Genomic DNA, 18,955 nt, shown 5'->3' with positions numbered 1-18,955 from the left:
ATATTGCGCTGCGTTATTATGGTGCGCTGCGGTATTTTTTTGTCGCTTTGCGTGCATTCTTTTGCGCTGCCGTGCTTGATTTTATTGGGCTTAGGCAGATTGGCATGGCACTTGCTAAGTAAGCAATAAGGCCAGTGGGCTGATTAGGCTGATGCAATGAAGCATTGGCGAGGGTGAGGGTCAATGGCGGCCAATCTCCCAAAGGACAACGGCGTCCCTTCACGTTTGATCGTGGTGGGACGCTTTTTTTTTGCCTGGCAGCCGGTTGATATTCCGTCATACAGGCCGCTAGCAGGCAGGATTCAAAAAATCTTTGTGAGGCAGACATCATGGAACGTAGCTTTTGGCGCTCAGGCCATACCCCCACTCTTCTTACCGCTTTTCTGTATTTTGATCTGAGCTTTATGGTTTGGTATCTGCTTGGCCCCTTGCAGATACAGATTGCCTCGGCGCTAAGCTTATCCACCAGCGAGCGCGGCCTGATGGTGGCCACGCCGATTTTGGCGGGTGCTTTGCTACGTTTGGTTTTGGGTGTGTTTGTGGATCGGATTGGAGCCAAGCGCACTGGCTTTTTTGCCCAATTGATTGTGATTACGGCGCTATTAAGTGCATGGCAGCTGGGTGTGCACAGCATGGCAGAGGCGCTACTACTGGGTGTGTTTTTGGGATTTGCAGGTGCTGCATTTGCAGTGGCTTTGCCGCTGGCTTCCCGCTGGTATCCACCACAGCACCAAGGCACGGCGATGGGAATTGCGGGGGCGGGTAATTCTGGCACCGTGTTTGCAGCGCTGTTTGCGCCAGTATTGGCGATCATGTTTGGCTGGCAAAACGTGTTTGGCTTGGTGGTGATTCCACTCTTATTTGCCCTTGTGCTCTACAGCGTGTTTGCTAAAGACGCTCCGGGGTCGGTTAATCCTAAAAGCCTCTCTGATTACGCCAAGGTATTAAATAATAAAGATGCTTGGTTATTTATGGGCTTTTACGCCATCACCTTTGGCGGCTTCTCTGGCTTTGCCAGCGCCTTGCCCGGCTACTTTCATGATCAATTTGGCTTTGCACCCAAAATGGCCGGTTGGTATACCGCGGCCTGCGTATTGGCAGGCTCGGCGATGCGCCCACTTGGTGGTGTGATTAGCGACCGAATTGGCGGCACTCGCACCTTATTGATTGTTTATGTTTGCTCGGCAGTCTTGATCGGCCTTACCGGCCTTGGCTTAGGCGGATCAAGCGTGGCAGTTTGCCTGTTTGTTGGTGCAATGCTCTGCCTTGGGGCGGGCAATGGCGCGCTGTTTCAACTGGTGCCACAACGCTTTGGCAAAGAGCTAGGCGTGATGACCGGCCTGATCGGCATGGCCGGTGGCGTAGGTGGCTTTGCTTTGGCTGCTGGCCTTGGCATGGTGAAACAAGCCACCGGTAACTACAGCCTAGGCCTCTGGCTATTCTCTTTGCTCGCCCTGATCGCATGGTACGGCCTCTCCGGCGTAAAAGTGCGCTGGCGCAGCGCCTTGGGTGGCGATCTGGCTCAGGCAAGGATTTAGGGATGAAACCCAAATCTTAAAAAACGGAGTTAAGGAGAACACGGAGGGGCACGGAGAAAACCAAGTACTAAAAAATCAGTCCGCACAGAGAAAAACGCTTAAATAATCACGCCTTACAAGATGACTGTTATGTATTCAAGGTCGTCATTCCCGAATGCTTTTGCCGGGAATCCAGCGCATCTACTGGATCCCCGATAAAGACACTCGGGGATGACGCCTTAGTTTCAAACAAGCGCTCTGGTTTTCTCCGTGAAACTCCGTGTTCTCTGTGTCCTCCGTGGTTCAAGATTTGGGTTTGTAAATAACTTTCAAAATAAATTCAATAGATAAGGAATCCAGCCATGACTAAACCCAAGCTTGTCGTTGTCGGAAACGGCATGGCCGGTATTCGTACGGTGGAGGAGCTGCTGACTCTTGCGCCTGATCGCTACGACATCACCGTGTTTGGTGCAGAGCCGCATCCTAATTACAACCGCATTTTGCTTAGCCCCGTGCTGGCGGGTGAGCAGACTTTTGATCAGATCGTGCTCAATCCTTTGAGCTGGTATAGCGACAACCAGATCACCCTGCATCTGGGCAAAACCATTGCCAAAATTGATAGGGTGCGGCGGGTCGTTATTACCGAAGATGGCGTGGAGGAGGGCTACGACAGGCTGCTGCTGGCCACCGGCTCCACGCCGTTTATTTTGCCGGTGCCGGGTAAAGATTTAAATGGCGTGATTAGCTACCGCGATATTTATGACACCGAGGCGATGATCGCGGCGGCCAAAATCAAAAAGCACGCCATAGTGATTGGCGGTGGCTTGCTAGGGCTGGAGGCCGCCAATGGCCTGATGCTGCGCGGCATGGATGTTTCTGTGGTGCACTTGGGCGATTGGTTGCTGGATAAGCAGCTGGATATTACGGCAGGTAAATTATTGCAGGATTCCTTAATCGCACGAGGCCTGAAATTCTTAATGGGCCAATCTACCGCCGCCATTTTGGGTAATGAGGCGGGGGAAGTTTGCGGGGTACGCTTTAAAGACGGCAGCGAAGTGGCCGCTGATCTGGTGGTGATGGCCGTAGGCATCCGCCCGAATACCAAGCTAGCCGAAGCGGCTGGCCTGTTTTGCAAGAACGGCATTGTGGTCAGCGATGCCCTGCAAAGTTATGACCCGCGCATTTACGCCGTGGGCGAATGCGTCAACCACCGTGGCGTGGCCTATGGTCTGGTTGCTCCTCTATTTGAAATGGCCAAGGTGGCGGCGAATCATCTAGCGCTGATGGGCTACGGGCAGTACAAGGGCTCGGTGCTTTCGACCAAGCTTAAAGTGACCGGCATTGATTTATTCTCGGCTGGGGATTTTATGGGCGGCGATGAGTGCGACGAGATCGTGCTCTCTGATCCTGCCGGTGGCATTTATAAAAAGCTGGTGATTAAAGACGACAAGCTGGTCGGTGCCTGCCTCTATGGCGATACCACCGACGGCGCGTGGTATTTCAAGCTGCTGCGCGAGGGCCGCAGCATTAGCGATCTGCGCGATACGCTGATGTTTGGCGAATCCAGCGTCGGGGACTCGGGCGTGCAAGGGCAAAGCCGCGCAGGCGCGATGCAAGATAAAGACGAAGTGTGCGGCTGTAATGGCGTATGCAAAGGCACCATCGTCAACGCCATCAAAGAAAAAGGCCTGTTTACGGTTGATGATGTCAAAAAGCACACCAAGGCGGCCAGCTCCTGTGGCTCGTGTACCGGCTTGGTTGAACAGATTTTGATGAATACCCTAGGCACTAACTTCCAAGAATCACCTAAGACCAAGGCCATTTGCGGCTGCACCGATCACACTCATGCGCAAGTGCGGCAAGCAATTCGGCAGCACAAACTAATCAGCCACACCGAGTTGTACGAATTTATGGAATGGCGCACCCCAAGCGGCTGCGCCACCTGCCGCCCTGCTGTCAATTACTACATGTTATCCACTTGGCCTAAAGAAGCCGTCGACGATCCGCAAAGCCGTTTTGTTAACGAACGGGTTCACGCCAATATTCAAAAAGACGGCACTTTCTCGGTGATTCCGCAAATGAAAGGCGGCGTGACCAACGCGGCCGAGCTGCGCCGCATTGCCGACGTGGCCGATAAATACGCCGTGCCCTTGGTGAAAGTCACCGGCGGCCAGCGCATTGATTTACTCGGCATCAAAAAAGAAGATTTGGTGAATGTGTGGGCCGATTTGGGCATGCAATCCGGCCATGCTTACGGCAAATCTATCCGCACGGTTAAAACCTGCGTGGGCAGCGAATTCTGCCGTTTTGGCACGCAAAACAGCACACAAATGGGCATCGATCTGGAAACCATGCTGGCCAATATGTGGAGCCCGCATAAGGTGAAGCTGGCCGTATCAGGCTGCCCAAGAAACTGCGCCGAAAGCGGCATTAAAGACGTGGGCATTATCGCGGTAGACAGCGGCTGGGAGCTGTATGTGGGCGGCAACGGCGGTATCAAAACCGAAGTCGCACAATTCTTCACCAAGGTAAAAACCAGCGATGAAGTCAAAGAATACAGCGGCGCATTTTTGCAGCTTTACCGTGAAGAAGCCTACTACCTAGACCGCACCGTGCATTACATCGCCCGCGTGGGCTTGGATTACATCAAGCAAAAAATACTCGACGACGAAGCCAACAGAAAAGCCCTCTTCGAGCGCCTGCTCTACTCCCTAGAAGGCCTACGAGACCCATGGGCAGAGCGGATCAACGGCAAAGCGCGGCAGGAGTTTATTCCGATCAAAGTGCTGGCTTAATAAATAGTAAACCCAGGTCTTGAACCACAGAGAGCACGGAGGACACAGAGTTTCACGGAGTAAAGCAGAGCGCTTATTTGAAACCAAGGCGTCATTCCCGAGTGCTTTTGTCGGGAATCCAGTGGCACTACTGGATCCCCGATAAAGACACTCGGGGATGACGGTTTTGATTACATAACAGTCGTCTTGTAAGGCGTAAATATTTAAGCGTTTCTCTCTGTGCTTACTGATTTTTTAGTACTTGGTTTTCTCCGTGAAACTCCGTGTTCTCTGTGCCCTCCGTGTTTCAAGGTCTGGTTTTTGTACTTAGCAGAGTAGTTCCAGCATCCGTTTTTTAAGGACAAAGCAATGAATATGAAAGCCAATCAACCTTGGGTGAGTATTTGCCAAGTGACAGATATCCCCAAGCTAGGCAGCCGTGTGGTGCAGCGGGATGCGGGCAATGTGGCGGTGTTTCGCTCCGCTGCGGATGTGGTGTTTGCCCTGCTGGATCATTGCCCACACAAGGGCGGGCCTTTATCGCAAGGCATTGTGCACGGCGAATCGGTGACTTGCCCTTTGCACAGCTGGAATATCGACCTCGCCACCGGAGAGGCCCGCGCCCCCGACGAAGGCTGCGCTCGGCGCTTCCCCGTAAAAGTCGTCGAAGGTGAAGTGTTTTTGAGTTTATAGATTCTCTGTAAACCCACTTCTTAAAACACGGAGGACACAGAGAACACGGAGGTGCACGGAGAAAACCTAAGAATCTGGGTAACTACTCAGGCGAGTTAAAAACAAGGTTGCTGCCCATGAAAAATACAAAAGGCGAGGAAAAACCAGCCCTTTCTCTTGGTTTTCTCCGTGAAACTCCGTGCCCTCTGTGTCCTCCGTGGTTCAGGATTTGGGTTTTATTTAAATAGCGTGAAATTTGCCACTTTTAAAGAGAAAAACCATGAGCACCATGACCCGTTCTACCTGTTGCTACTGCGGTGTGGGCTGCGGGGTGTTGATCGAGAGTGAGGGCGAGCAGATTGTTGGGGTGAGCGGCGATCCGGCTCATCCGGCCAATTGGGGCCGCCTTTGCACTAAGGGTTTGTCTCTGGCTAAAAGCGTGCAAAGCCCCATCGGGCGGGCGATGTACCCAGAGCTGCGCACTAGCCGCTCGGAATCTCGGCAGCGGGTAGATTGGGATACCGCGCTGGATACGGTGGCGGATCGGTTTGCGGAGATTATTGAACACCACGGCCCTGATGCGGTGGCGTTTTATGTCTCTGGCCAGCTGCTTACCGAAGATTATTATGTGTTTAATAAGCTGGCTAAGGGCCTGATTGGCACCAACAATATTGATACAAATTCGCGGCTCTGTATGTCGAGCGCGGTGACGGCTTACAAAATGGCCCTGGGCGCGGATGGCCCGCCAACTTGTTATGAAGACTTGGAGTTAGCGCAAACGCTGCTGTTTGCGGGCAGCAATATGGCCTATGCCCATCCGGTGTTGTTTCGCCGTTTGGAGGCGGCCAAGGCGGCTAATCCTGATATTAAATGGATAGTGATCGACCCGCGCCGCACCGATACCGCCGCCATGGCCGATTTGCATTTGCAGATTCAGCCCGGCACCGATGTGGCGCTGTTTCACGGCATGCTGCACCATATTTTGTGGGAAGGTTTGGCGGATACCGCCTTTATTGAGGCGCATACCAGCGGCTTTGCTGAGCTAAAAGCGCGGGTGCGGCAGTACACGCCCAAGATGGTTGCCGAGCTATGCGGCGTGCTAGAGGCCGATTTACTGCAAGCGGCAGAATGGTTTGGTCGCTCGCCTGCGGCGCTGTCTTTGTATTGCATGGGGCTGAATCAATCTAGCCACGGCACAGATAAAAACTTGGCGCTGATTAATTTGCATCTGGCGACGGGGCAAATTGGCAAGCCCGGCAGCGGGCCGTTTTCGCTGACTGGCCAGCACAATGCCATGGGCGGGCGCGAAGTGGGCGGCATGGCTACCATGCTGGCCGCACACCGCGATATTGCCAACCCGCAGCACCGTGCCGAAGTGGCGCAATTTTGGGGAGTGGACGCCGTATCAGGCAAGGCTGGCCTGCCTGCGGTGGCGATGTTTGATGCGATTAAAGCGGGGCAGATCAAGGCAGTGTGGATTGTTTGTACCAATCCCGCGCATTCCCTGCCAGATTTGCCCAATGTGCGTCAGGCGTTAGAAATGGCCGAGTTTGTGGTGGTGCAAGATGCCTTTGCCCATACTGATACCACCGCCTTTGCCGATGTGCTGCTGCCTGCCAGCAGTTGGGGTGAAAAAGAAGGCACGGTGACTAATTCTGAGCGGCGCATCTCCCGCGTTCGGGCAGCGGTGCAGCCACTGGGCGAGGCCAAATCAGATAGCTGGATTGCCCTGCAAGTGGCGCAAAGAATGGGCGCACGCTTAAAACCAGAGCACCCTGGCTTATTCTTTTTTGATAGCCCCGAAGCCATTTTTAACGAGCACCGCGCGCTTACGGTAGGCCGCGATCTGGATATTGGCGGCCTAAGCTACGCGCTGCTAGAAGCATCCCCGCAGCAATGGCCTTACCCCAAGGGCGCAAGCAGCGGGCAGGCGCGGCGCTATCAAAACGGCGTGTTTGCTACTGAAACAGGCCGAGCCAAATTTACGGCGGTGGATTATCTGCCGGTGGCCGAGCCGACCAATTCACGCTTTCCTTTTCATTTGCTTACTGGCCGTTTGCGCGATCAATGGCATGGCATGAGCCGCACTGGCCGCTTGCCGCAGCTCTTTGCCCACAGCCCCGAGCCGAGCCTAGATATGAACCCCGTTGATGCCGAGCGGCGCAACTTAAAAGTAGGCGATTTGCTGCGCGTGAGTAGCAAGCGTGGCAGCCTGATTTTGCCATTGGCGCTGTCTGCCGATCTGCCATCCGGCAGCGTTTTTACCGCCATGCATTGGAGCGGGCAGTTTTTAAATAGCAGTGGCAGCAATGAAATTGCCAGCAGCGCCACCGATGATAAATCGTTTCAGCCCGAGCTAAAACACGCCGCCGTGCGTATCGAAAAAGTCGAGCTACCGTGGGTCTTATTAGCCGCTCGCAAAGGCGATGTCTTGGCCCTGCACGCCGCCGTGCAGCCCTTATTAAAATCCTGTAGCTACGCCAGCATCAGCCTGCAAGGCCGGGACGAGCCAGTCTTAGTGCTACGCGCCGCAGCCAAAATGTTGCCCGAAGGCCTGTTAGAAAAGCTCTTTTCCGCACTCGATCTTTACCCCAATCACGACGTACTCGAATACCACGACGCCCGCCGTGGCTTACTTAAACGCGTCGGCTGGCAAGACGATCAACTCACCGGCTTTGTGCTGGCAGGCGACACCCAAGGCGGCGAAGCGCTCTTGGAGCAACTGATAGCAGGCAACCCATGGCAAGGCCCGCGCCTTAATGTTTTCTCACCTAAAAAACTTAGCAACACCCCGCGCGATCCAGTGATCTGCAATTGCATCAACGTGCGCGAATCCGCTATCCGCGCGGAAGTAGCACTGGGGGCCGATGTTGCAGGCCTAAAAGCCAAACTAGGCTGCGGCAGCGTATGCGGCTCCTGCGTGCCGGAGCTAAGCAGGATGTGTAATCAGGCGATTAAGGCTTGAGGATTCTGTGGGGGGGAGGGGAAAACCCAAATCTTGAAACACGGAGGGCACGGAGAACCGGAGTTTCACGGAGAAAAACAGATTCTTGAATGGTCGTGTTTTGAGAGGAAGCCTTCTCAAAGTCAATATGGATGGTTATATCGCGACTCGTAGTACGGGGCTTAAGTCTCCCCTTGAAACACGCCGAAGCGAGGAACAAGCGGGCGGGGTTTCGGCGAGGACTGTCTGAGCGAAGCGAGTTCCGCAGCCGCCGCTCGATTGTCCGCAGATGAGGGGCCTTCGTGCAGGAGCTGTTGTCGCTTGGCTTCCTTTCTTGGCGAAGCAAGAAAGGAAGGCCCCGCGGTGGCTACCGCACCAAAATCAACGTGCCGAAGGCACTAAAATAATCAAGCCCACTGGAAAACCAACCATGAAACAAGGCAAAGTAATTTTATTAGGGGCGGGGCCGGGGGATTTGGACTTGCTTACCATCAAAGCCATGAAAGCGCTGATGCTGGCCGATGTGGTGCTGCTCGATGACTTAGCCAACCCAGAAATCGCCAGCCTTGCCCCGCAAGCACAGCTGATTCGGGTAGGGAAACGAGGCGGCTGTAAATCGACCCCGCAGGATTTTATCCAAAGGCTGATGCGCCGCTATGCCTTACAAGGCAAGGTGGTAGTCAGGGTAAAAGGCGGAGAAGTGCTGCTATTTGGCCGCGCAGGGGAAGAGATCAGCTTTCTGCAAGCCGCTGGTGTAAGCGTTGAAATCATCAACGGCATCAGCTCCGGCCTTGCCGCAGCCGCATCGCTCGGCATCTCGCTTACCCACCGCGAACACTGCCAAGGCGTCACCTTTGTCACCGCCCACGCCCAAGACCATAGCGAGCCAAACTGGCAGGCGCTCGCCCAAACCGGCACCACACTAGTGATCTATATGGGCATGAGCCGCATCGCCCAAGTCACCGCCGGCCTGCTCAAAACCCTAACGCCTAACACCCCCGCCGCCGTAGTCCAATGGGCCAGCACCCCAGCTGAGCGCCGCTTAATCAGTAATCTGGGGAATTTGGCGGTGGATGCACAGGCTGCTCAAATGGGCAGCCCGGCGATTATTTTGGTGGGAGAGGCGGTTGGGGAGGCGAGGGTGAGGGTGTTGGAAGAAGAGCTGGTTGCCTGATCTTTTACAAATCATTGATCGCGGCTAGGCCGCGGTTAACCACATCCATGTATTATTTCTCATCCAGAATGTTTTCAATTCCACCTTGCTTATCAAAGCATTTGCAGCTGGTTTTTTTAGCGTTCGTCGCGCAGCCGCTGATGCTGGCTAAACGCTGCTTACGTTTATTATCTGCGGCGTATTCTTTGGCTCTTCGTTCGCTATCTTTTTGAATTTGCTCAAGTGCTTTGGCGGTGCTTTGTACCGCGCCATCCGTAATGCCTCGGCTGATTTCACGCGAGGTATTTTCTATTACACCTGCGTGGGTGTTCAGCGTTATCAATATTAGGCAAGCAAGTAATAATCGTCGCATATCTTGCATGTGGAGTTCGGTTTTTGTGGGTATTTTCGCCATGATATATGATGATTATCTTACTTATTGTTTTCGTTGTTTGTTGGTATTGTGGGGTGGATTGGCTTTATCAACCCGTGCTGAGTGATAATGCCAACTACTAACAGCAAGCTAATTACTGTTTAGCATCTTGCATTGAGGGTTACGCCTGCGGCTAACCCGTCTTACAGGGCTTAGGGTGTAATGTCAGCGCATAAAACAAGGGCCATATCTAACAAGGCATATCTTGTTAGGCGGGTATTTTAATACACTAAAGATGGTGGTTTTTCTACCATTTTAGTGTGTTTATATATTGTTATGTTAGGGCGTTCTATGAGTAATTATTCAAGTATAAAAGATCTTGTTATTGATACATGTGCCAGTGAAGGACAGTTCCCTTCATATGAAAAGCTTACTAACTTGGTCCTTAATAGTTTCCCGAACAGTAAATGGCAAAAAACTCACTATGCATGGTACAAATCAAAGATTAAGCGTGGGGGAATAGCGGTTCCGGGGGGCGAAAGTGATGATGATCTAGTACAGGATGCTACGGCGTATGAAGTTGAGGAAACCATTGAGGCCAGCCTTTCCCTTGAGCGCGATTTGCATTCATATTTAGCCCGAGCTGTTCACGAGGTTGAAAATGGTTTAGTCCTGCAATCGGATGGTATAGAGCATCAAATCGATGCTGGCAGGATAGATCTTCTTGCAAAAGATCCTATGGGCCAGTTTGTTGTAATAGAGCTTAAGGCAGGTATCGCTAAAGACGCTGCATTAGGTCAGTTGCTTGGCTACATTGGTTGTGTAACCGAAAGCCATCCTGAAAATTCGGTAAGGGGAATATTGATCGCATCTGATTTTGATAAACGTGTGGTTTATGCAGCTAAAGCGCTCCCTCAAGTTAAGTTGATAAAGTATAAGGTTGCGTTTCAATTGCAAGACGTTATTTTATAAGGCAGTAACCCACAATGCATTTGTGCTCTTGTAGGGCGGGTTAGTTTTATCAACCCGCGCTGAGCCATGCCGTTTTTACAGTCATTTTTAGTGCCTTCGGCACGTTGATTTTGGTGCGGGAGTCCCCCGCGTGGGACTCCCTTTCTTGAACGGCCAAGAAAGGAAGCAAAACCGCAACCTCAAAAGCACGAAGGCCCCTCACTGCGGATAATCGGCTCGGCGAAAAAGGCTGCTCGGGAGCAAGCCCGCTACCCCTTATCCGAAACCCCGAGCCGCTTATTCCTCGTGTCGCGGCTTCAAGGGGACTCTTGAGCCCCGTGCGATGAGCCAGGGAATCAACTGGCTTAACTTTTCCTGATTATGTCTCTTGCTCAATGCAGTAGGGGCGCTGCTTGCTGCGCCCTACTCAGCTAGGGCGCAGCAAGCAGCGCCCCTACGAGTTATATCTCTTCATGTCGATCATCTCAGGTAAACGACAAAAAATGAGCAAGAGGGGTAGTCAGGTAACTTTTTCGCAATAAAAACCCCAATAAATTAATACATTAAACTGACAAATTTCTGGCATTTACCTCAATATTTGAGTGTAGTATTTTGTCATAAATTTGGCTGCCCCCTGCAATCTGTGGGCGTGTGTCTCTGTTGTCACTTGGAAAAAGCTATGAATATCGTAGAGAAGCAAGTTGTGATTGCCGCTGCACCTGAAACGATTTTTCGTATTTACCAAGATGTTGATAATTGGAAGGGCTGGGATCCGGATACGAAGGCCTCTTCATTAAAAAAGGGCTTAACGCTTGGCTCTAAAGGTAGTTTAACGCCTACTAAGGGCAATACTGTGCCTATGGAGGTAACTGCCATTGAGCTTAATCGTAATTTTACGGTAAGCAGCAAGACCTTTCTGTATCGAATGGATTTTGATCATGAGCTGGAGGCGGTGGAGGGCGGTACGAGGGTTGTGCATCGGGTGACGTTTGCTGGGCTGCTGAAACCCCTCTTAATCAGAATGCTTGCCCCGTTAGTGGATAAGGGTCTACCTATTACTCTACAAAGACTTAAAGCACAGGCAGAAGGCGCTCAGGCTGTGAATGTTTAATCAGGATTAAATATTTAAGCAATCTGCCATTCGTAGGGCGGGTGAAACCCGCGTATTTTTCAGCTTGGCTCGCGGGTTGCACCCGCCCTACGAAATCATTCTGCGTAAGTCGATCAGCTTGGTGAACTGACCCCAATTAGTTGAACATTAGCAATTATATAAGCATCGCCTTTGTATATCTTAATTAACCATTTTCTGCAGTTTGGGTTTTATCTTTGGCAGACCAAATGCGGTAGCGTAATTCAAGGCCTTCGGGTAAATAGACGACCATTGGCAATTTATAATTATAGCGGTGTAGTTCTTCTGAATAAACGCTCACAAAAGCTTGTTTTTTAGGTGCATTAGGATTGCATGCCATCAGGGTGCTGATGCCCGGTTGAATTTGTGGCAGTACCCAATAGTCATATCCCCAGCCTTGAGCGGTTTCTTTTTTTAATTGCCCGCCCAAATTTCTGGTATTGCAATCTACTTCCATCATCTTGCCTGGCAATAATTGCACGCGATAAAGTTCTGGGTTTTTTACTTTAGGTAGCTGAATCACTTTGCGAACAAAGCCTGCTTCTGGCGCAGGAAAGGCTTGCATTGGATCTGGGCTTGCGGCAAAGGTGCTGGCGCAGGTGATGGCGGTAAGGATGGCAAGTTTAATTTTCATTTAATCTTCCTTAAAATTTGATTGATGCAGTCTTTATGGCAAGAGCCGCCGCTTATTGATAAGGCATCATATGGATGATCTGCTTTGAAGAGTAGCAACTATTTACAGAAAGTTAATGATATTTATCACAATTTTTTATGCAAATAAAACGGCATATATATTTGTGAGGTCTGCAATTTTAATAAATGGTTAATTGTTTTTATGTAATCTAATCAATATTATTTGATAAGTTTAATAGCTATTTCTTTTTGCACACATTCTTTGCGTGATCCGCCCGCTGTATCCACTTTAAAACCGCAGGCTTTGGCAATGATATAGCCCTTGGCTTCTGGGTTATTGCTTAAAAATGAGTTCACCGAGGTGGGGATGCCAGATAGCGAGATATTGTCTTTATCTTTATCCCATACCAGCGTGGCCCGAGCATTTTTTTCTGGGTTTAGCGTAAAAAACAAATCGGTATCATCGCTGCTGACCAGCATATCTTTGCTGAGGTGCAGATTAAAAGTGGCAGTGTCGGTGGCTTTTGCATCCCATTGCACCGTAAATACGCCGTCGTTGATCGGGGTAATGCCGTTGGCGTCTTTATCCCCGGCAGTCACGCGCAGGGCATTGATGGTGGGGACGGTATCGACGCCAACAATATTAATGCCATCGCTATTGACGGTGACGTCCCCTCCACCGCAAGCCACTAAGAGCGAACAGAGGGCGCTGATGAGTAAGGTGGATTTCATGAGGTGGTGTCCGAAGGTGGCAATGTGGGCAATATACATGGGCAATCTCTTTGGATATGTAATGGTTTTTTCTGTGTAACTCTGTGTCTTCTAGATCGAAGTGGTTCAAGATTTGGGTTTTTATACGGCAGAAATGTACTATTTTGTCATCCAGCCATCCCACACAGGTGGTTCGCTCATTTGTGCGGGCAGAAAGTCGATAAAGCTGCGGATTTTGGCGGAGAGGTGGCGGCGGCTGGGGTAGACGGCGTAGAGGGCTAGCTGGGGTGTTGAGTAATCGGGTAGCAGGATTTTTAGCGCACCACTGGCTAAGTCTTCACCAATTAAAAAGCTTGGCTCGCAAATAATGCCTTCGCCAGCCAGCGCTGCGCGGCGTAGCAGATCGCCATTATTGGTCCTGAAATGTCCGGCCACTTTAACCGTGATATTGCCATCTGGCCCGCTAAAATCCCACTCGCCACGGCGATTGCCATTGGTGTAAATCAGGCAGTTGTGGTTGGCTAAATCGCCAGGCGTTTGCGGCGTGCCTTGTAGCTTTAGATAGCTTGGCGCAGCTGCCGTGACGATACGAATCGTTGCTAAGCGTCGCGCCACCAGCGTGTCGGTGATCTGGCCTGCGATGCGCAGCGCCAGATCAAAGCCTTCTTCTACCAGATCAATACTGCGATCAGATAGCTCAATCTCTACCACCACATCGGGATAGGCTTTTTGGTAGGCGGCAATGAGTGGGGAGAGGTGTAGCTGGCCAAAAGACACCGGCGCATTGATCCGTAGCAAGCCAAAGGGGCGCTGGCCTTCCTGCCCCAGCTCTGATTCGGCCTCGGCCACGTCGCCTAAAATTTGCAAACACCGCGCATGGTAAAGGCGGCCCGCCTCGGTGAGGCTGAGTTTGCGGGTGCTGCGCTGCAAGAGGCGAGTATTTAAATGCGCCTCCAGCTCGGCCACCAAACGCGATACCGCGCTGGTGGAGATATCCAACTGATCGGCAGCTTTTACAAAACTACCCGCGTCAACGACCCGGGTAAAGACTTGCATGGCGGTGAGTTTGTCCATAATGGTGGCTCAAGTTGGGGCGGGGAGATACCGTGGATTGTGTGGTAGAGAGCAAAACCCAAATCTTGAACCACGGAGGTCGCAGAGGACACGGAGTTTCACGGAGAAAATCATATTCCTTTGCTGTAAGTGTTTGAGCATTTCAAAATACAGAGATCTGGATTTATATCTCGACTCGTAGTATGGGGCTTAAATCACCCCTTGAAGCACGCCGAAGCGAGGAATAAGCGGCTCGGGGTTTCGGAAAAGGGGTAGCGAGGCAGCGAGCGCGCAGCCTTTTTCGCCGAGCTGATTATCCGCAGTGAGGGGCCTTCGTGCTGGCTGGGGCGGCCTTCTTTGGCTTCGTTTCTTGGCCGCGCAAGAAAGGAAGGTCCAGCGGGACGCCCGCACCTAAATCAATGTGCCGAAGGCACTAAAAAGATCTTTTGATTTTGTTTAATGAATCCTTCGGTATTCAACCAGTCAAATTTGCTGACGAAATGCCGTGCAAGCGCCGGGTTTCACCCCATACGCGCTAACTAGAGTAAAAAGACCTTTTTTAGTGCCTTCGGCACAGTGATTTTGGAGCGGTTAGCCACCGCGGGGCCTTCCTTTCTTGCTTCGCCAAGAAACGAAGCCAAAGAAGGCGACCCCACGAAACACGAAAGCTCCTGCGCTGCGGACAATCGAGTCGGCGGCGGGCGGGATTGGCTCGTTCCTCGCTCCCTGGCCGAAACCCCGCCCCGCTTGTTCCTCGCTCCGGCGTGTTTCAAGGGGACTTTAAAAAGCCCTATGCAAAGAGCGTGGTTGTTATGCTTTTCACTGTTTGCTAATGAAAAAACAATTTGCTTGCGCCTATGGGGTTTCACCCGCCCTACGTTTAACTTCATCCTCAAATAATTATCCCACATTCAGGGATAATTATTTGAAGATATCTGTATTTATCCCTCAAGCGGCAATCGTCATACTGCACTCCATCGATGCCAAACACATGGCGCAAACCACTGGAGATTCAAAATGATTGATAACAAAACCGCCCCATACGCAGCCCTTGTTCTTCGCCTAGCTCTTGCCATTATGTTTCTGGCGCATGGCTTAACTAAAGTATTTGTTTTTACTCTACCAGGCACCGCACAGTTTTTTGCCTCGGTAGGCTTTCCAGGCTGGATGGCTTATCCGGTAGCGGGGGCTGAGGTGTTTGGTGGCTTGTTCTTGCTGCTTGGTCTTTACCCACGTTTAGTGGCAGCGGCCTTGTTGCCGGTATTGATTGGTGCAAGCACGGTTCACTTTGCCAATGGCTGGTCGTTTGGCAATGCCAACGGCGGCTGGGAATATCCCGTGTTTTTGATTGCCGCAGCGCTGGTACAAGTATTGATGGGTGACGGTGCATTTGCGCTGAAACGCTCACCACGCTTTGCGGATTAAGATTTAAACCAGATCTTTAACCACAGAAAACATAGAGGCGTAGGGTGGGCAAGTTTTTATGCCCACGCGTTCATCTCCGAAGGCCGCGTGGGCACGATAAACCGAGTGCCCGCCATAAGGTGCTTCAGGTTTTTAAAATACTCATACCAAGGATTAACCATGTTTCCCAGTTTTTATATCTCACACGGCTCTCCCATGCTGGCTTTGGATGCTGGGGAAACGGGTTTAGCTTGGCAGCGTCTGGTGGCTGATTTACCTAAGCCTAAGGCTATTTTGATGGTGTCGGCGCATTGGGGCTCTTTGCAGCCAGCGGTGAGTGCGGCCAGCCAGCCTGAGACGATTCACGATTTTGGCGGTTTCCCTGCTGCGCTGTTTGATTTGCAATACCCAGCGCCTGGTGCGCCGTGGCTGGCAGAAAAAGTAGCCACTTTATTAGAGGCTGCAGGTTTGCCAGTGGCCGTTCACCCTAGCCGAGGTTTGGATCATGGCGCTTGGGTGCCGCTGCGGGTGATGTACCCAGATGCCGATGTGCCGGTAGTGCAGTTGTCGGTTCAGCCAAGGCAAGGCCCCGAGCATCATTACCGCCTAGGGCAGGCGCTGGCCGCTTTGCAGCAGGAAGGTGTAATGATTATTGGCTCGGGCAGCCTTACCCATAATCTGTACGAAGTAATGGGCGATATCACTGAGGGCGATCCGCGTGTTCCCGCCTATGTGCCGGCTTTTCAGGCATGGATGAATGAAAAGTTATTGGCAAATGATGTAAGCGCTTTGCTGGATTACCGCCGTCAAGCTCCAGAAGCCAGCCGTGCGCATCCCACGGATGAACATCTCTTACCGATTTTTGTGGTGCTGGGGGCGGCTCAAGGGGAAAAAGTAGAGCGCAGCTATAGCGGGATTACCGGCGGTGTGTTGGCAATGGATGTGTATCGTTGGCAGGATTAAGTGAGATTCTCCTTGGTGAGCGAATTGCTTGCTACTTCCCGAAATGACTTTGCTAGATAAAACCGTCATCCCCGAGAGTTTTCATCGGGGATCCAGCTGCGTTACTGGATTCCCGCTAAAGGCATGCGGGAATGACGCCTTTCGAAAGCTGAAAATTATTTTGAATCAGATTCTAAGTAAGTGAACTAGACCCTAGGTAAGCAAAATCTCAAGCCATTCATTCCATAGAGAGCACAGAGGGCCACAGAGAGAATCAAGGATTTGATGGTTTTCTCTGTGGCCCTCTGTGCTCTCATTTTACTCTGTGGTTAAAGATTTAGCGCTTTATCAAAGCGAGCTGAAGCCAGATTAAAATCAGGTCGGTGCGCAAGAAGAGCGACTTGCACACCCTATAAAAATTAGCCCTTTTGTGATGTATTTGTCTTAACTTTGTACCCACCCAAGCTTATTTCTGCAATTGCTTAGTCCATGCTTGCAGCGCCACCATCTGTGCCGCTACATTTTTGCTGATGGCTTCATCCGTCACATTGCCATTGGCGTCAAAACCACCCGCAAAGGCATTGGCAAAAACTTCGGGTTTTGCCAGTGGCAGCAAGTTTACAAAGACGCAGACTTGGCGCAAATGGTATTGCGAGCGGGATGAGCCCATGCCACCCGCTGCGCCTAAAATGGCGACAGGCTTACCGTTTAGTACCTTGTTATCTGCTTCGCGCGAAGCCCAGTCAATCACGTTTTTAAGCGCTGGGGCTAGGGAGTAATTGTATTCGGGGCAGGCCAGCACCAGCGCATCGGCGGCGGCAATCTTGGCGAGCAGCTCAATCAGCACCGCAGGGCGATCGTTGGCGGCAATATCGCCGTTATAAAAGGGAATCGCTGAGATATCAACGATTTCTAATTCCATATCTGCAGGTAAATTAGCTTTAGCGCAACGCAATAGGCCGCTATTAGTTGATGCTTTACGTAAGCTGCCAGAAAAACCGATTGCTTTGATAGTCATCTTAATGCCCCTTGGTAAAAGTGGATGGTGCAATGCGCCTTTTATAGATGGCGCTGCTTGCACATCTAGTGATACGCCGCAGAGATCAATTACGCAAGCTAGCGTTGTCTTAAATGAGGGTGCGATTTTTTACATAGGCAGATAAATCATTACTGGGCTGGTGAGATAATCCCCAGCCCGGCTCCTCCTGATTAAATTGCTTGCAGGCTTACTTTGCTGAGCACTTGTTCGGCAGCAGGGTATTCAGTGTTCATATAAATTTTTACAAAAGAATGGCCCAGCACGTCTTTTGTAGGGTGAAAGCCGATGCTGATATTAGATGGCAAGGTGTTTTTGATTAGGCGCAGCCCGTTGATGACCTGATCCCATGACGAGGTGATATAGGTGGAGCCTGGCATCAGGTATTGCGCTGGGCTGGCTACCCCCACGCTGCTTACTTTGCCTTGGGCAGTATTGGGGCCAGAGATCAGCATGTTTTGTTCGGCATTGGCGTAAAGATTGCCTTGCGAATGCGCCACTAAAACTAGCTTGCGGCCTTCGGCTAAATATTGGCGGTACATTTTTAAATGCTCGGGTAGCTCGGGCATGGAGCTGCTGCTAAAGGCATTTAAATATTTATCGTAAATGGCTTGGCTCATCCAGCCTGCTTGCGCCGAGCCCCCGTCTAGCATGCGCCAAAAACTTTTGGCATCTTGCGTTTCATTATTCTTTTGCTGAAACACCTGCCACATATCACTAAAAAAGCCGTTGCTGGCGTTGTAGGCATTGCCATAGATAAAATTTTTATCTAGTTTTTTGGTCTTCATATTGCCTTTAAGTACCAGCATGCTGGCAACAGAATCATCAAAGGTACTTTGAATGCCATTTACAAAAACTACGGCAGCAGGCGCAGCAAAGGCTGGGCCAGCCATCAGAGTGGCGAGCAGGGCAAGGCGTTTCAGCATGATTAATTCCTGTTAAGGGTGGGCAAATCGTGGTGTTAGCTGCTTAGTTCGGTTGCTTTGAAATTGCAGGGTTGATTGCCAGGGTCTGCAAAATATTGGCCAGATGCCAGCGTTTGAAAGCGTAAATAGGCTTCGGTGCGCTTGGGTGTGCCCAACATTTCGGCGCGGGTTGTTAGTAGCTCGTCATACATGACCTGCGCTGTTTTACCGGTTTTTTCCATCACGCTATCGCTCATCAGGCAGGCAATGCCGCGTGCAATTTTTTCGCCAGCTTGCTTGGCTTGCTCTGGTGTAGAGATATCGTTAATGGCTTCGCTCCAGCCTTGGGCTAGTTGGGTAAATGCGAGCTGGCTGGTTTTGGATGTAGCGTAGGTGTGATCGATATAGGCATTTACATCGTCGGGCACGCCATCATGATTTTGATCGCTATCGCTCCGTGTATTGGCCGAGCCTACGGCTGATGCGGTGGCTAACCAAGGGCTGCTGGCCGGTGGCAGGGAGTGAATGTTGGCAGCGATACTACTGGCAGCCACTGCTCTGGGGGCAGATTGTGCTTCTGTGGGCCATTGAGAATAAGCACCAAGCGCAATAAGGCTTACTGCAGCAATTAGATAAGGCCATTTCATGGCGATATACTCGGTAAGTGCTCAGTTTTAATCATCAATCAAAGCAACGGTTTTTAGCGCCTTTAGCAAGGGCTGCGTGTGCTTTTGCGGATAAACAAGGCAGCGCCAATT

At 51.3% G+C, this 18,955-nt stretch carries 16 protein-coding genes; 9 read left to right on the top strand and 7 right to left on the bottom strand.

Annotated elements, in window-relative coordinates; all coding sequences use genetic code 11:
- The first annotated feature begins 329 nt into the window (after positions 1-329).
- The 5 genes from R6242_RS10285 to cobA all read left to right on the top strand — a co-directional run bounded on the left by R6242_RS10285 (position 330) and on the right by cobA (position 9,081).
- Positions 330-1,538 (top strand): nitrate/nitrite transporter, encoded by a 1,209-nt coding sequence (locus tag R6242_RS10285; RefSeq protein ID WP_318426421.1) that lies wholly within the window; start codon positions 330-332, stop codon positions 1,536-1,538.
- A gap of 341 nt (positions 1,539-1,879) precedes the next feature.
- Entirely contained in the window at positions 1,880-4,312 is a 2,433-nt protein-coding gene (nirB, locus tag R6242_RS10280) for a nitrite reductase large subunit NirB (protein WP_318426419.1), read from the top strand.
- Between the two features lie 348 nt (positions 4,313-4,660).
- A complete protein-coding gene (nirD, locus tag R6242_RS10275; RefSeq protein ID WP_318426417.1) occupies positions 4,661-4,984 on the top strand; it encodes a nitrite reductase small subunit NirD in 324 nt (107 codons plus the stop codon).
- Positions 4,985-5,243: 259 nt separating this feature from the next.
- Entirely contained in the window at positions 5,244-7,928 is a 2,685-nt protein-coding gene (locus R6242_RS10270; RefSeq protein WP_318426415.1) for a molybdopterin-dependent oxidoreductase, read from the top strand.
- 409 nt (positions 7,929-8,337) lie between these two features.
- Positions 8,338-9,081: a uroporphyrinogen-III C-methyltransferase gene (gene cobA / locus R6242_RS10265; RefSeq protein WP_318426413.1), complete on the top strand. Its 744-nt coding sequence runs from the start codon at positions 8,338-8,340 to the stop codon at positions 9,079-9,081.
- 52 nt (positions 9,082-9,133) lie between these two features.
- On the opposite strand, the gene R6242_RS10260 is transcribed toward cobA, so the two are convergent.
- Positions 9,134-9,442: a hypothetical protein gene (locus R6242_RS10260; RefSeq protein ID WP_318426411.1), complete on the bottom strand. Its 309-nt coding sequence runs from the start codon at positions 9,440-9,442 to the stop codon at positions 9,134-9,136.
- A gap of 342 nt (positions 9,443-9,784) precedes the next feature.
- Here R6242_RS10260 and R6242_RS10255 point away from each other — a divergent pair, with 342 nt between their 5' ends.
- Together R6242_RS10255 and R6242_RS10250 are read left to right on the top strand one after the other, a co-directional pair.
- Positions 9,785-10,405, top strand: coding sequence for an endonuclease NucS domain-containing protein (locus tag R6242_RS10255; protein ID WP_318426409.1), 621 nt, complete (start codon positions 9,785-9,787; stop codon positions 10,403-10,405).
- A gap of 658 nt (positions 10,406-11,063) precedes the next feature.
- Entirely contained in the window at positions 11,064-11,495 is a 432-nt protein-coding gene (locus tag R6242_RS10250; protein WP_318426407.1) for an SRPBCC family protein, read from the top strand.
- Positions 11,496-11,679: 184 nt separating this feature from the next.
- Here R6242_RS10250 and eco read toward each other — a convergent pair whose 3' ends face one another.
- From eco to R6242_RS10235, 3 genes are all read right to left on the bottom strand, one after another.
- On the bottom strand, positions 11,680-12,147 hold the full coding sequence (gene eco / locus R6242_RS10245) for a serine protease inhibitor ecotin (protein WP_318426405.1): 468 nt from the start codon (positions 12,145-12,147) through the stop codon (positions 11,680-11,682).
- A gap of 218 nt (positions 12,148-12,365) precedes the next feature.
- Positions 12,366-12,917, bottom strand: a complete 552-nt coding sequence (locus R6242_RS10240) for a hypothetical protein (RefSeq protein WP_318426403.1) — start codon at positions 12,915-12,917, stop codon at positions 12,366-12,368.
- Positions 12,918-13,016: 99 nt separating this feature from the next.
- Positions 13,017-13,931 carry a LysR family transcriptional regulator gene (locus R6242_RS10235; protein WP_318426400.1) on the bottom strand — a complete coding sequence of 305 codons (915 nt, stop codon included), beginning with the start codon at positions 13,929-13,931 and terminating at the stop codon, positions 13,017-13,019.
- Positions 13,932-14,927: 996 nt separating this feature from the next.
- On the opposite strand from R6242_RS10235, the gene R6242_RS10230 reads away from it, so the two are divergent.
- Both R6242_RS10230 and R6242_RS10225 read left to right on the top strand, forming a co-directional pair.
- Positions 14,928-15,335: a DoxX family protein gene (locus tag R6242_RS10230; RefSeq protein WP_046351447.1), complete on the top strand. Its 408-nt coding sequence runs from the start codon at positions 14,928-14,930 to the stop codon at positions 15,333-15,335.
- A gap of 159 nt (positions 15,336-15,494) precedes the next feature.
- Entirely contained in the window at positions 15,495-16,277 is a 783-nt protein-coding gene (locus tag R6242_RS10225) for a class III extradiol ring-cleavage dioxygenase (protein ID WP_318426397.1), read from the top strand.
- A 445-nt stretch (positions 16,278-16,722) separates the two neighbouring features.
- On the opposite strand, the gene R6242_RS10220 is transcribed toward R6242_RS10225, so the two are convergent.
- The 3 genes from R6242_RS10220 to R6242_RS10210 form a co-directional block, all read right to left on the bottom strand.
- The gene (locus tag R6242_RS10220; RefSeq protein ID WP_318426396.1) at positions 16,723-17,274 is read right to left on the bottom strand and encodes an NADPH-dependent FMN reductase; all 552 of its coding nucleotides are present in this window, start codon (positions 17,272-17,274) and stop codon (positions 16,723-16,725) included.
- Positions 17,275-17,465: 191 nt separating this feature from the next.
- A complete protein-coding gene (locus R6242_RS10215) occupies positions 17,466-18,218 on the bottom strand; it encodes a hypothetical protein (protein WP_318426395.1) in 753 nt (250 codons plus the stop codon).
- 35 nt (positions 18,219-18,253) lie between these two features.
- Positions 18,254-18,844, bottom strand: coding sequence for a hypothetical protein (locus tag R6242_RS10210; protein WP_318426393.1), 591 nt, complete (start codon positions 18,842-18,844; stop codon positions 18,254-18,256).
- Positions 18,845-18,955: the final 111 nt, after the last annotated feature.

Source organism: Iodobacter sp. CM08 (genome assembly GCF_033446605.1).
Lineage (GTDB): Bacteria > Pseudomonadota > Gammaproteobacteria > Burkholderiales > Chitinibacteraceae > Iodobacter.
This window is presented reverse-complemented; position numbering and strand designations above follow the sequence as displayed.